We start from the raw sequence: 13,636 nt of genomic DNA, 5'->3' as shown, positions 1-13,636 counted from the left end.
CCCTCTTAGGATATCTGTTGCAGGTTAGTTTCTTGCATCATTCAGAAGAGCTATGCTTTTGAGGACGGCTTCTTTGTCGTTTTGAGGGCGCAACTCTAAAACCAGATTCTTCACGTTCAAGCCCTGGATGGCGCTAAAGATTTTGTTGTAATCGATCTTTCCCATACCTACCGGGAGATGCTGGTCGCCGAATCGCTCATCCACAACCTCAGGAATGCCCATGTTGTCGTGGATATGCATATGGGAAAGATAGGGTGCAAGTTTGACTACGAAGTCTGTAAGTTCAAATCTGTATTGGTTTGCGGATAGGTTTCCGTGTCCAACATCAAAGCAGAACTTCAAATTCTCCTCATCCACCGTTTCGAGTACCTGCAGGATTTCGTGGGGTAGGACTCCGATGCGGTCTCCGCGTTTTTCTTTGTGCAGGTTCTCCAGTAGCAGAGTTAGGGAGTGGTCGGCTGCCATCTTGGCAAGTTGTTTTAGATTGGCAATAACATTTAGGAAGGCTTCACGGTAGTCGCCATCTGCCCTGTCGCCGTGCAGCACGATGTATTGGGCATCTAAATAGTCGGCGATGGTGAACACTTTTTCCATAACCTCAAAGTTTCGTTTGCTAAGTACACCCCAGTTTACCGTGTTACCGAAATAGTCGTCGTTGGTGTAGGGGCCATGGATGGAGAATTTGTTGCTTAAGCTGCGGAATTCTTCAAGGAGCTTGTAGTCGATTTCTTTTTTGAGGACGCCTGAATCGCCTATACTGATTTCTATGAGGTCAACTTCTTCTGCGTCTATGGGACCCTTGAGGACTTCTTTAATCATGCGGGCGTTGATGCCTATGTTGAACGTGGAGGACGTTTTCTTGTCTAGTTGCTGCATCTCTGTCGCCTCTGCAACCAATGGACTGGCGGTTCTTATATCGATTGGTAAGATAAATTACATATTTCTCTATTTTTTATGTTTAAACCCAGCTTTTCTATTTCGAGGATAATGAAAGAAAATGAGTGTTTTTATTCCACTTTTTTGCCGCAGCTAGAACAGTAAGTGTCCTGAGGCTTTAGTGGGGCACCGCAATTTGAGCAATAGGTCTCTGTTGAGGTTGTTGTGGGTTGAGGTTGTGATGGAGTGTATTCGTAGGTTTGCGAGTTGTATTGCTTCTGCATGGGTGACTTCATGGAGAAGAACCCAACTATTGCAAATACCCAAGCGATGAAGATTAGCAGTAAACCTATCACGATTATTGTTAAGATGGAGCCTATCCAGAGCAGCATGCCTGCAGTAGCAAACGAGTGTTCCCCTGTTTTCTGTGCTAACGCGTTGAAGGTTTTTCTTAGTCGAGCAGCGGCAAGTATGTAAAATATGAACGCGACGACAAGGAATACGGCGCCAACGGTTACTCCAACAACGTTGCCTACGCTCAATGGACTGACTATATCTGTGACGACTAAGCCAACGATGAATCCTGCGCCTGAAACTCCTAACGCGATTAAGGCAACAATGTAATATTTGATGCCGCCAACAGCGTTGTGGTAGATGCTGTTGTCTTGGTAGTAGCTGGCGAATTCTCTCATGGCTCGGACTAAAAGAAAGATGCCTACGATGCCTAAGACCCAGCCGACGTATGGAACTACGCCTAGTATGAGTAGGATTGAGCCTTCCATTGCTAAGGTTTTGCAGTATTCGAAACTTGTCGCCATCCTGTTTTCCTCCCTTTCGGGTTCCTGTACCCCTAATGTTGCCACTGGATATAGCCCTAACAGTTAGAGCCGCACAGCTAAAGTTAAGAGCAGCCTCTCTGAGTGTTAGAGGTAGATAAATTACCCATAAACTATAATAAAAATATACAAACAAAATTTAGCTACCCACCTCTATAATGGAGGTAGCGGCTACCCTATAGGAGCACAAGAAGTAATTGGCTAAATCCCGCGGAATAAACTCCGATATTCAATCCCCTCGTACAAGGTTACTCTACTTCATTTACTCAGCTTCAAACAGCCGAATCAAAGCTGAACCTGGCGTAAAATCTAGCCTCTGCTCCGCGTTAGGCTACAAATCCGACGGTCACTTCCATTACGACTGGAACTACCTAATCAGCTCCGGCATGATTGAGGAAAAACAAGGCTACTTCCTGGTAACTGAAGACGGCAAAAAAGAATTCGCGCTCCACGCCACAGCTTATCGAAGTAATTTAACCATGATTGGCATCGGCGTCGCCATACTCTTCTTTACGTTCTCGCTTGAATTCGGGCTTTTGCCCCCTGCAAGTGTAGCTTTTTTTGGGGTAACCCTGATTGTTATCGGGTTGGTGTTTTTGGTTGTGAACCGCAGAAAACAGCCCGAGCTACCGACCAAAGCGCGAGAGTTGCTAAAAGAATTAAATCGACACTAACCCCTTTTAGGCGGGTTTATCTAGGCCCGCTTGAAAGTACTCTAAAAACTTTGCCACATGATACCCATCGACCAAGCCATGGTTGGCGCTGACGGAAACAGGCATCAGGGTTTTGCCGTTAGCCTCAAAGAATTTACCAAACGCGATTTTGGGGATGCTTTCTTCGCGGGAAATATTCTTCTCATGCTTTAACCCTGTGAAACTAAACCAAGGCAACGTCGTGTAATGTATAACATCGATTCGCAGAGCGTTTTCGTCTACCCGCAGCCCCACCGTTTTTTGGACTTCAGAGATTTCTTTTTCGGCTATCCCCTTAAACTCGGCGAAGCTATCGGTGAACTCGAAGAGAGCAAAGCCAAAAGAGTCCCCCCGACCAATCGTTGTGCCCGCATGTACCCTGTCAAAGAGCCACACTTCGCCATCGATGATTCGGTACCTAAAATTCTCAACCAGATTTAATGCCTTAATCGACTCATACATGTAACAAAGAAAAATCGACTCCCCCAACTTCTTGCAGCGTTGATGCGCCTTTGTGCAGTCAACGTTAACTACCACGCCAAAAAAGGGGTCATCGCAGCTGCCAAAATAATCGTAATGCTCTCGTCTAGGCCACGTGTTGAGGTCGATTTTGGTTTTCATCAGATTCTTGTTTCCTTTGTGGGCTCTTAAGAATTTTTATGCCAACCATTTCAGACGCACGGTATGGGATAAACCTGCCTTGCAAAATGAGGTAGAATTGGAGCCTTCGGCGGGATTTGGACCCGCGACCATTACCTTACCAAGGTAACGCCCCACCGGGCTAGGCTACGAAGGCAAATTTCTTCTCTGCCCCCAAAACAATTACGATAGTAAATAAAGAGCTTACGGTTCCCTCTCACCGTAAACACGCTGAAAAAACCAAATTCCCATCAGCAACTCATGTATCTTTTGAGCATAGTAAGATTTATCTCTAAACTCTGCTAAAAATTGATGGTGAAACAGTTGGAACATGTGCCGACGGGTTTCCCTGAACTTGACAAACTTTTGGACGAAGGAATCGTCTCTCCTTCTTGTATCTGCATCAGCGGTCAATCAAACCTTAGCCAACGCAATTTTCTTCTTCAAATGATCTGTAACTTTCTTCAAAAAGGCTTAAAGGGCTTATATGTCTGTTTAGATCGCCCCGCAGCCGAAACCAAAAAACAATTCAAACGATTGGGTTTAGACATTGATGCTTACGACCGTGACTATAGCCTATTTTTTGTTGACCTCTTTACCTATAGCCAAAACGCTCTGATTGAAAGCCCGACACTTCAAGCCATAGAGTACACGCCAGATATGTTGATAAATACACTCGGTCCCTTTTTGGATTGGATCAAAAATGGTTTCATAATTATCGATACCCTTACCACTTTGACTCTGAACATGAATTCAAAGGAAGCCTACGATTTCGTGAGGCAAATCAAACTGTTGGGTAGAGCCTTCAACCTCATAATCGTTGGAGCCATGTACAAACAGATGGCGGAAACAGATTCTGTAATGACAAACTCCGATGGAAACATTGTCTTCAAAGACGGGGTTGTAACTGTAGCAAACTTCGAACATGAACACAACGATGTCCTTATAGTGTCCGCTGGAAAAGACGGAAAAATCTTTCTCAAAGTGCCGCCATCTGAAGTAGGCAACGATGAGGTTGTAAAAGTTCCCTTACTCAGCGTTCTGTCTGACGTGAGAGTTCTAAAATCGGTTCCTACCCTGAGTTTAGTTCCCTCATATGACACTGGCTACATAGCTGAAGAGTTACCTCAAAAAATGGAGCCCCTAATAAAAGCCAACAACGTAACCCAAACGCCTAGCTGCTCAACTATATACTGTCCTAATTGTAACTCGCTGGCGCTTGAATTTTTCCTGCAATGCCCCGAATGCCAAAGTCGTGTCCACGAAAAAGGCTACATAATAGAACATTTCAAATGCGGCAATGTAGATTTTGAGGGCAAATTTACCCGTGGAGACACGCTTTTCTGTGAAAAATGCAACAAGGAATTGAAACAGTTAGGAGTAGATTACCGAAGAGTAGGTGTCGGCTACCGTTGCAGCAATAAGCACTTCTTCTCGATTCCAAAAATTGTTTTTGTTTGTGCTCAATGCCGAGAACAATTCGATCTAAACGAGGGAAAATTGCAAACCCAATTCAGCTACGAATTAACCGATAAGGGCAAACAGGAAGCGATGCAGCCAAGTTACAACCCCGCGTAGGTTACCAAGCTGTTGGTTTTTTGAGCATCCACTTCAGGAAAGCCCGAGACCGCACAATTGCATAGTAGGGACGATAAAACAGAACCATCACGGGTCCCAGCGGTAAATATTTCAGGTTACTTTTGTGTCCCGATATGACTGCGCCCAAAATCACGGAAAAAAACTCGAGTAAAAAATACATCACGAACATAAGAATAAAAACGTAAAGAATGGTATACGAAAAAATAAATAATAAGCTAACAAACCAAGCTGCCCTAAGCACAAGCAAAACTACATCGTTAAATAACATGTCATAGAGGGCTAAAACTGAGCGCCGTTCAAAGCCTTTGCGGCGAAACAGATTTCTATGTTTCCAAATGGTCTCGGCTTCCCCGTAAGTCCAACGTATCCTCTGGGTTCTCCAAGCCCTCCAAGAATCTGGAGCGATGGTGTATGAAACCGCATCGTCTACATAGACCAATTTTTTGTGCAGTTTGCGTAGTTTTATGGTTAAATCAAAGTCTTCAGTGATAGTGTCCTTGTCATATCGCCCCAGTGTCTTGAGTTCTTTGCTTTGGAAAGCGCCAAACGCGCCTGAAATAATAATCATGGTTCCAATAAGGGAGCTGAAACGGCGTCCCAAATCGAAGGCAACAAAATACTCATATTCCTGGAGGCGAACCAAGAGGTTTCGTTTGCCTCTGTCTCCGCCGAGGATGCGAACGTTTCCTGAAGCAGCGCTCACGTCGGGTTCATCTAAAGTAGCAACAAGTTTGTTGAGTGCATCATGTGCAATGAGCGTGTCAGCATCAACCATGACTAACACGTCGCCAGACGCGAACAGGATACCATAGTTTAGCGCCATGGCTTTGCTTCCGCTTGACTTTTCCCGGTGAACCAGCTTAATGGAGCCATTTGCGGCAAAAAAACTTGCCAACTGATAGGTTCTATCTTTGGAACCGTCGTCGACCACGATTACTTCTTTGTTGGGGTAGTCCGCGTCTAAGGCAGATTTGATTGATTTCACGATCACGGCTTCTTCGTTATGGGCGGGGATAATGATTGAAATTTTGGGTCTATAGATAGAGACGGCGTTGGGTTTTTTCTCGAATGGTTTGTGGAGTAACAAAATGATGGGTTTACCGATGGTTCGGGCGGCGTCAACAAGGAGGAATAGCCAAAAGATTAGAATAAAATCCCAGATGGTTAAGCTGCCTAGCCACTGGAAAAAACCCTCAAAAACCATACCATCAATAATGCGAGAAAACAAATTTAAAACATCTGTTGCCTTGAAGTCGCAAGACGCATTTTAGCTAAAAAGTGGTGTTTGGCGATTTGTTGGTGCTTTTTTTGATTAAATAAATATTAGGCAGTGCGCTATTTTTCTTTGGCAACGTGTGCAGGGGTCTCCAAGCCAGGTCAACGGAGTAGGGCTTAGGACCCTATCGCGTAGGCGTTCGTGGGTTCGAATCCCACCCCCTGCACCAATCTGATTTTCTAATCTTGAATAGAAGAGCCCTTGCCCCGCATTATGAAAGATAAATTCTCCACGAGGAATATGTTGCATAAAGTAGACCGTTCACTATTCAATATTCGATATTAAATTTTTTTAAACAGGTAGATCATCATGAAACATTGCCGCCTCCAGTGGTTGAATGTGTAAAAAGCTGATTTTGGCAATAGCGCTTTTATAATAACATAAGAGATTGTAGTCGGAAAAAAGTTGCCGACTTACTACTGCAAAAAATGTGGCAAAACCCACTCTCAAAAGGAATACGCCCAGAGCTTATTCTGCACAGAATGCGGCACCTTTCTTACGCGGGGTAGCAGACCAAGCAATTTCAGACCTCCCCAAATCAGTAAGCCGTCACAATCTAAACCAGTAAACGCCTCAAAAGAAACCACCCCGCAAAAAACGCAAACTCAACAAACCCCTATTGCACATACTCAAATAATTCCTGCGCAAGACGCATGCTATGGCGAGTTGGACAAACCCCTTCCAGAAAACATAAGCACCTACTTGCAAAACAAGGAAATCACGTTCTATTCTCATCAAGCAGAAACCATAAACAAAGCCCGACAAGGCAAAAACGTAATTATCGCCACCCAGACGGCTTCAGGAAAAACATTGGCGTTTAATATCCCTGTTTTTGACGCCCTCACAAACGACAAAAAAGCAACAGCGCTCTACATTTACCCCTCAAAAGCCCTAACAAATGATCAACTCAAAGTTTTACAAGAAATCGAGATGGGCACCGGCATCAAAGTGGATTCTAACGTTTATGACGGCGACACACCAAAAGAGCAACGGGCATCTATACGGGAGAATTCGAGGATAATTTTGACTAACCCTTACGGTTTGCATTTGTACTTGCCTTGGCATACGCTTTGGCGGTCTTTTTTCCAAAACGTAAAGTACATTATACTTGATGAAGCGCATGTTTATCGAGGCGTTTTCGGCTCAAACGTAGCCATGCTTCTACGAAGACTGCTAAGAATCTGCAGTTTTTACCATGCAGACCCCCAAATCATACTCTCGTCAGCAACCATAGCTAACCCGCAGGAACACGCAAAGAAACTAACCGGAAAAGATTTTGAAATAATTTCAAACGATGGCTCCCCAAGAGGAAAAAAATCATTCGTGTTTTGGAATCCGCCGTTCATGAACCCACAGAAAACTGTTCGCCGGTCAACGCACCAAGAAACTAAAGACCTTCTAACCGTAAGCGTCATGAAAAACCTGCAAACGCTTTGCTTTACAACTTCGCGGCAGATGGCTGAGCTTATAACACGATGGACTAAAGAAGACCTGAAACGAAGAAACCCCAAGCTATACGGCGCAGTAACTGCCTACAGGGCAGGCTACCTTCCACAAGAGCGACGGGATATAGAGAATCGTCTAAAAACCAAGGACTTGATCGGTTTGGTTTCAACAAACGCGCTAGAGCTCGGCATCGATATAGGTTCATTGGATGCCGTGATAATTTCGGGTTATCCCGGGACAGTCATATCCACCTGGCAGCAGGCCGGACGTGCAGGCAGAAGCAAAAACGATTCAACCGTAACCTTGGTTGCCTTTCAGAACCCGCTTGATCAGTACTTCATGAAGCACCCCCAAGACTTCTTTGAAAGACCGCATGAGCAGGCAATTATTGACCTGCATAATCGGCAAATCACTTCAGGCCACATTATGTGCGCCGCTGACGAGCTGCCCCTAACCGATTCCGACGAAAAATTCTTTCCAGAACTCTTCAAAGAAAGCATACACGCACTTTCAGAAAAAGACCTTCTTAAAAAAACCGCTCAAGGCTGGGTTTACTCTGGGCTGGAGCGGGCAACCAGAGTTGTTAACCTCGAAAGCATCAGCGGAAAAACCGTGAAGGTGCTCTGCAATGGGTATGTTCTTGAAACGCTTCCCTTAAACAAGGCTTATGAAGAAACCCATGCGGGGGCAATTCTGCTACATCAGGGCGAAACCTACCGCTCAGAAGAACTAAACCTCGAAAATTGTACTGCAACGGTTCGGAAAGAGAGCACCAACTATTATACTGAAACACAAAAAACCGTCGAAGTAGCAATCAAGAAGACATTGGAGGAAACACAAAAAACATTCAAAACGACTTTGGGCGAATTAACAATCACTGAAAATTATCCTTCATATGTAGTAAAAGCTAATGATGTAATTTTCAAAAAGCATACGCTTGATTTGCCCTCTTCGTCTTTCTCAACGGTAGGTATGTGGTTTACTGTTCCTGAGCAGGTCAGAGAAGAAATTGAAGAGGCTGGCTTGAATTTTGACGGTGGGTTGCATGCTCTTGAACATGCGATTATTGCGATGGCGCCAATGTTTGCAATGTGTGACCGATGGGATATAGGTGGATTGTCAACAGCCGTACATGTGGACACGGGAAAACCGACAATTTTTATTTACGATGGTTTTGAGGGGGGAATTGGTATTTCAGAAAACCTCTATTCAAACATAAGACCCTTACTTGAAAAAACGTTTGAGTTGATTGAGACCTGTGAATGCAAAGATGGTTGCCCATCATGCATTTACTCGCCTAAATGTGGAAACGGGAACGACCCATTAGATAAGAAGGCAGCATACGTCATTTTGCAGCGTTTACTCAAATGACTCCGAGCATCTTTTCAAAAGTTAAGGACTCAGTTTTTTGACTTAGACCCTTTTCGCGTAGGCGTTCGTGGGTTCGAATCCCACCCCCTGCACCATAAATAAATAGGCAGGTCTATTGTCCCGCGACGGTTACTTATGTTTTGCAGACTATAGCTTTGTTTTTCGAAGGATTTTTGGGCCTTCAAATTCGGTAACGTATTCAAATCCTGCTTCGACTAAGCGGTAGATGTCTTTCTGAGTTTTCGCAGCTTTTGAGATGCAGCGAGAACAGTTAAATACCTGATGTTACATATATCTAACTTAAAGCGTTTTAAACATAACATAATATGTGAAATAAATGACGGAGATTGAAAAAATGAGAAAATATGCGATAGCAATCTTTGCGCTGGGGTTGGCAATTTGCTTGACGGGAGCTGTATTGATGGCTTTCGGAGATGCACTCTTAGGAGAAAAGCATACTGGCATTGCAACTGTTATAGGAATAGTCGGAATTGGCTTGATCGGCACTTCTGGTGCTACATTTGCATCCATATCATCAAAAAACAAAACATCAAATAGAGGTGTGTTGAGTGGCTGATTTCATTTGGCCCATCGTAAGCATTGGAATACTTGTATTGATTATTCTAATCGGCGTTTTAGCGCTTTGGAAAACGCGCGCTATGATCAAAGAAAAAAAGTCTGGTTTTCCGTTAAAGGATGAAAGAACTCAGAAGCTAAACGGGAAAGCGGCATACTACGCGATGTTCATATGCCAATACTTCATCTTAGCATACCTGTGGATTACTTTCGTTGGAAAAGAATTATTTGGAATGCCTGAAATCGAAGCAGGCTACCCGTTGATAGCTGCACTCCTGGTTTCCGCGTTATCCTTTATTGTGCTTCGATTGTATTTTGGCAGAAAAGGAGAACCATAACAGCAATGCGGACCAGAATAAAGGAATTGAGGGCAAGATACGACCTAACACAGGAAGACCTCGCTAAAAAGGTGGGAGTGCGAAGAGAAACCATACTCTTCATAGAAAAAGGAAACTACAATCCCTCGCTCAAGCTAGCGTATGATATCGCAAAAACTTTACATACAACGATTGATGAATTATTCATCTTCGAATAGGCCTAATTCCCTGTTTCTGGTTAAATTGCCATCCTACCGCAGCAAAGTCTAAGAACAGATCAAGAATAGAAATTCCAAAAAAAGATTGGCTGGAGATGTCACCTCTGAGAACTGGGAGCATATCCCATCGGATTCGCCGCTCCAAAGGTTCATATGTTTTCTAATTGCTTAAAAAAAGGAAAGTGGTTGCGTAGAATAAGGAGAATTGGCGATGTCGCCAGCGTGTTAGGGGTTCGAATCCCACCCCCATGCACCAAATCGAAAAACCTTTTCATACCTATTGTCAAATTCTAATAAGCATAATGACATGAAAAAGGGATTAGAAAAACAGATGATAAGGCAACTTGGCAAGGATGAAGAGATACCTTTCGACTTGTTACTTCTTGCAGACCCAACCGAGGAAGCAATAAAGAGGTACATTTTCAACTCTGACATTTACGTCTTGGAGCAAAATGACAATATCATTGGTGTATTCGTGCTTCAAGCAATCAGCAGCGATGAGATTGAGATAAAAAATATTGCTGTTGCTGCCAACTGTCAAGGAAGAGGATTCGGCAGACTAATGCTGAGAGATGCGACAATTAGAGCGAAGGAAAAAGGGTTCAAGGCAATTGTCGTGGGAACGGGAGACGTTTCAGCGATATTGCGGTTTTATCGTAAAGAAGGGTTCGAGTTGTTTGGCGCTAGGGAGAACTTTTTTGTTGACAATTATTCAGAGCCAATTTACGAAGAAGGAATTCAACTTAAGGACATGGTAGTATTAAGAAAGGTATTGGTTTGATAGGCAATAGTTATTCTAGTCCATTTTGAAATATTATTCATCGATTTGTGCTATAGTAAAAAGGGGAAGGAAGCTGCATAAAGGGAAACTGGCTATATCGCCAACAAAATGTGGGTTCTCGAATCCCGCCCCTGTACCTTAAAACTTAAGCGCCTTCAAAATTTCGTAACCGTCGCCCGTCCACAGTTTGTCGCTAAATAACCAGCCTTTTCAATTATTCATAGGCTGATAGATACGTGCCTGCGGCGACGTAAACCTTGTTGTTGTTTGAAATTATGGTTCCTGCCGCTGATTTGAAGTGCTCGATTAACGATGAATTTCCAGATAATATATCAATAGTCCAAAGGTCGTTACCCGCAGTCAAGTATAAGTCTTTTTTTCCAAGAGCCAAACCTAAGCTTGCGCCATTTTCTATTGAACCACTTTTTTGAATGCTTGTTTTTTGTAGGATGGCACCATCTGAAAGCGCTATACTTGTAAAGTCTCCGACGTATAGGTCGTTGCCGTTTGTTCCGTTTATTTGGCGTTGGGTGATCAGGAAACCCCATGTGGCACTATTTGTTTGAGGGTCAACGACTATTTGGGAAACTGAGGGGTCACTAAAACTTTTAGCGTCGGCTGGAAGATTATTGCCTTTCATCATTCCTTTGCCATCGCCCTCGACCGTCCACGCTAAGGAGCCATCATTTACCCTTAATGCAAATATGTTGCCTTCTTCCCTTGGAAAAAGCAATAATCCCTCATAGAGGGTTGGTTGATAAATTGGGCGTTCTGAATTGAATTTCCAAAGTGTTTTTCCACTTGATGCCTCGACACAAAGAATATTGTTTGGGTTTGCTTCGTCAATCCAGAAGTTCCAAAAAATTACTTTGTTATCTGTAACAATGTTGTTTGATGCGTAGTGATTTCCTGTGTTCCAAAGCATGTTGCCATTGTTTTGGTCCACTCGGCCTCCATATGCAATGTAGATATAGTTGCTTGGTTTTGCGGAACTGCTTAATTCTCCTAATGTTGGTGTTGGATACGGTATCCAAGGATAGGTGAAGGGTTGTGTAATCGTCCAGTAGAGCCCTCCACTGTTAGTGTCGAAAACTGATGTTCCATCATATGACACGATTACTTTTCCGTCTGCAACAACAAATCTTGGCGAACTTTTTGAATAGCCAGGTGCTGGGTACGTCATGATTTTTTCTCCTGTATTTTCGTCTAGACGATACACCACCGAGCCAAATACTCCAACATATACACTGTCATCGTACCACTGAATTTTTGTGCCCGAGACGTTTTCGTTTTTCCAGACTAAGTGTCCGTCTAGGGCGTCGTTTGCATATGCTCCATGGCGGGTTACAATGAATAATTTTCCATTCCCCATTACCATGCTACTTTCAGAGTTCCCAATCGTGGTCTGCCACAGACGTCCTGATGGAACATTAGATTCAGGTTCGCTGTTAGGAATGCTCTGGTTTTTTTCATATAACGCTATAGCTGAGGATGCGGCGATGAGGAAAATTAGGATAATAGCTATCGGGAGTCTAAGACCTTTCTTTAAGGCGGTTTTGGGTGCGCCTCCTCTTTGTTTGCTTACGTAGATAAGGATGGCGGCTGAAATTGCAGCAATCGAGAAGATTATCACTATTTGGATTGAAACGATTGCGCCTTTTGATATTAAAGGAGTTGGGGTTGGAGACTGTGGATTGTATGGACTGGGGGATGGTGTTGGGATTGGGATAATGCCTGAGTCTGAGTAGGCGACGAGTGAACTGCCTGCAATATAGAGAACACCGTCAACAACAACAGGTGAGTCCCCTGAGGTTTTGGTTTTCCAAACATATTCCCCCGTGGCTGCCTTGACGCAGTAAATGTTGTTGTCATTACCGCAAAAGTATGCGTATTGACCCGCTACCGTCGGAGCAGAAGATGCGTAGATGTCTCCCGTACCATAGCGCCAGACTCTTTCTCCAGTAGAAGCATCTACACATTGAACCCAACTGCCAAAGTATACACGGTCATCTGCAGCTGCTGGCGCGCTTCCTCCGTATAGTTCCGATGTTATGATGGGTTTTTCCCAAATTTTTTTGCCAGTTGAAGCATCTAAGCAGTAGGCGTTTTTGTCACGGGCAGAAAAATAGATTTTGTCTTCATAAACTGTTGGTGAAGCATCTACGATTGCTGAAAAGCTCCATCTTAGTTCCCCCGAGACGGCGTTTAGACAGTATAAGTTTGTGCCCCCGACATAGACGTAACCATCGACAACTGCTGGGGAGGTGCCTCCACAGGTCATGTCATATTGCGTTGGCGGTCCCTTAAGGCTGGTTAATGAGAATCGCCAAGCTTCTTGTCCATTTAAGGCGTTTAGACAGTACAAGTTACAATCCTGTGAAGTAGCATAAACGTAACCGTTAACTACTGTTGGCGAAGCGCTTGTTCCATAGCCAGTCTCAAATTTCCATACGATGTCGCCTGTTTGAGCATTTAGGCAATATATCACGCCGTCCCAGCCGTTAATGTACAAATAGCCGTTTTCAATTGCTGGGGAGGATTGGATTTCTGAGTTTATTTTGAAGTTAAACCAGATTTCGTGCCCATTTGTGGCGTCAAGGCAATAGATGTTCCCGTTTGCTGAACCTATGTATAGTTTACCATCAACAATAGCAGGCGAACCCCGTAGAGCGTTGTCGCCATCTGAAAATGTCCAAAGAACTTTGGGCGCTGACGGTCCTGAGACGCCTGAAGATGCGGTGTGGGCTGGGTTTTGGCGAAACATTGGCCAATTTTCAGAGTCAGATTCAGCTTGTGTTAGCCTTGGAAAGGCAGAGGTTACTGATAAAAGGCAGAGAATAACTATAATTGTGGTTAAAGTCTTGCCTTTACAGTACATAGCTGCTTATTGTGTTTGTGTTGTTTTATGAATTTTTGCAAGGTTACTGTTGACCGAAATATCTGTCAGGTATGTTGATTAAAAGGCGGCGTTCTTCCCAATTCTTAGACGCAAAAAGTGGGCATGAGCGT

General features: G+C 43.8%; 12 protein-coding genes and 2 tRNA genes. 8 read left to right on the top strand and 6 right to left on the bottom strand.

What is annotated here, in order from left to right:
• Positions 1-24 precede the first annotated feature (24 nt).
• Positions 25-876, bottom strand: a complete 852-nt coding sequence (locus NWE92_10200; protein MCW4029999.1) for a sugar phosphate isomerase/epimerase — start codon at positions 874-876, stop codon at positions 25-27.
• A 131-nt stretch (positions 877-1,007) separates the two neighbouring features.
• Complete coding sequence (locus NWE92_10195) at positions 1,008-1,694, bottom strand: DUF996 domain-containing protein (protein ID MCW4029998.1); 687 nt, start codon at positions 1,692-1,694, stop codon at positions 1,008-1,010.
• A gap of 215 nt (positions 1,695-1,909) precedes the next feature.
• On the opposite strand from NWE92_10195, the gene NWE92_10190 reads away from it, so the two are divergent.
• A complete protein-coding gene (locus tag NWE92_10190) occupies positions 1,910-2,386 on the top strand; it encodes a hypothetical protein (protein ID MCW4029997.1) in 477 nt (158 codons plus the stop codon).
• A 6-nt stretch (positions 2,387-2,392) separates the two neighbouring features.
• Here the strand turns inward: NWE92_10190 and NWE92_10185 are convergent, their stop codons facing one another.
• Both NWE92_10185 and NWE92_10180 read right to left on the bottom strand, forming a co-directional pair.
• A complete protein-coding gene (locus NWE92_10185) occupies positions 2,393-3,025 on the bottom strand; it encodes a chloramphenicol acetyltransferase (protein MCW4029996.1) in 633 nt (210 codons plus the stop codon).
• 98 nt (positions 3,026-3,123) lie between these two features.
• Positions 3,124-3,200: transfer RNA gene (locus NWE92_10180), tRNA-Thr, on the bottom strand.
• Between the two features lie 176 nt (positions 3,201-3,376).
• Between NWE92_10180 and NWE92_10175 the strand changes: the two genes are divergently transcribed.
• Positions 3,377-4,621: a hypothetical protein gene (locus NWE92_10175; GenBank protein ID MCW4029995.1), complete on the top strand. Its 1,245-nt coding sequence runs from the start codon at positions 3,377-3,379 to the stop codon at positions 4,619-4,621.
• A gap of 1 nt (position 4,622) precedes the next feature.
• Here the strand turns inward: NWE92_10175 and NWE92_10170 are convergent, their stop codons facing one another.
• The gene (locus tag NWE92_10170; GenBank protein ID MCW4029994.1) at positions 4,623-5,846 is read right to left on the bottom strand and encodes a glycosyltransferase; all 1,224 of its coding nucleotides are present in this window, start codon (positions 5,844-5,846) and stop codon (positions 4,623-4,625) included.
• A 153-nt stretch (positions 5,847-5,999) separates the two neighbouring features.
• On the opposite strand from NWE92_10170, the gene NWE92_10165 reads away from it, so the two are divergent.
• From NWE92_10165 to NWE92_10140, 6 genes are all read left to right on the top strand, one after another.
• Positions 6,000-6,087: transfer RNA gene (locus NWE92_10165), tRNA-Leu, on the top strand.
• Positions 6,088-6,323: 236 nt separating this feature from the next.
• Entirely contained in the window at positions 6,324-8,735 is a 2,412-nt protein-coding gene (locus NWE92_10160) for a DEAD/DEAH box helicase (protein MCW4029993.1), read from the top strand.
• A gap of 337 nt (positions 8,736-9,072) precedes the next feature.
• Entirely contained in the window at positions 9,073-9,312 is a 240-nt protein-coding gene (locus NWE92_10155) for a hypothetical protein (protein ID MCW4029992.1), read from the top strand.
• Positions 9,305-9,649 (top strand): DUF2178 domain-containing protein, encoded by a 345-nt coding sequence (locus tag NWE92_10150; GenBank protein ID MCW4029991.1) that lies wholly within the window; start codon positions 9,305-9,307, stop codon positions 9,647-9,649. Before NWE92_10155 ends, NWE92_10150 begins: the two co-directional genes overlap by 8 nt.
• A 5-nt stretch (positions 9,650-9,654) precedes the next feature.
• Positions 9,655-9,846 carry a helix-turn-helix transcriptional regulator gene (locus NWE92_10145; GenBank protein MCW4029990.1) on the top strand — a complete coding sequence of 64 codons (192 nt, stop codon included), beginning with the start codon at positions 9,655-9,657 and terminating at the stop codon, positions 9,844-9,846.
• A 307-nt stretch (positions 9,847-10,153) separates the two neighbouring features.
• The gene (locus NWE92_10140; protein ID MCW4029989.1) at positions 10,154-10,627 is read left to right on the top strand and encodes a GNAT family N-acetyltransferase; all 474 of its coding nucleotides are present in this window, start codon (positions 10,154-10,156) and stop codon (positions 10,625-10,627) included.
• A 214-nt stretch (positions 10,628-10,841) separates the two neighbouring features.
• On the opposite strand, the gene NWE92_10135 is transcribed toward NWE92_10140, so the two are convergent.
• On the bottom strand, positions 10,842-13,505 hold the full coding sequence (locus NWE92_10135; GenBank protein MCW4029988.1) for a PQQ-binding-like beta-propeller repeat protein: 2,664 nt from the start codon (positions 13,503-13,505) through the stop codon (positions 10,842-10,844).
• Positions 13,506-13,636: the final 131 nt, after the last annotated feature.

The organism is Candidatus Bathyarchaeota archaeon, assembly GCA_026014745.1.
Taxonomy (GTDB): Archaea; Thermoproteota; Bathyarchaeia; order Bathyarchaeales; family Bathycorpusculaceae; genus Bathycorpusculum.
The sequence above is the reverse complement of the archived record's forward strand: the minus strand, read 5'-3'. Positions and strand labels throughout refer to the sequence as shown.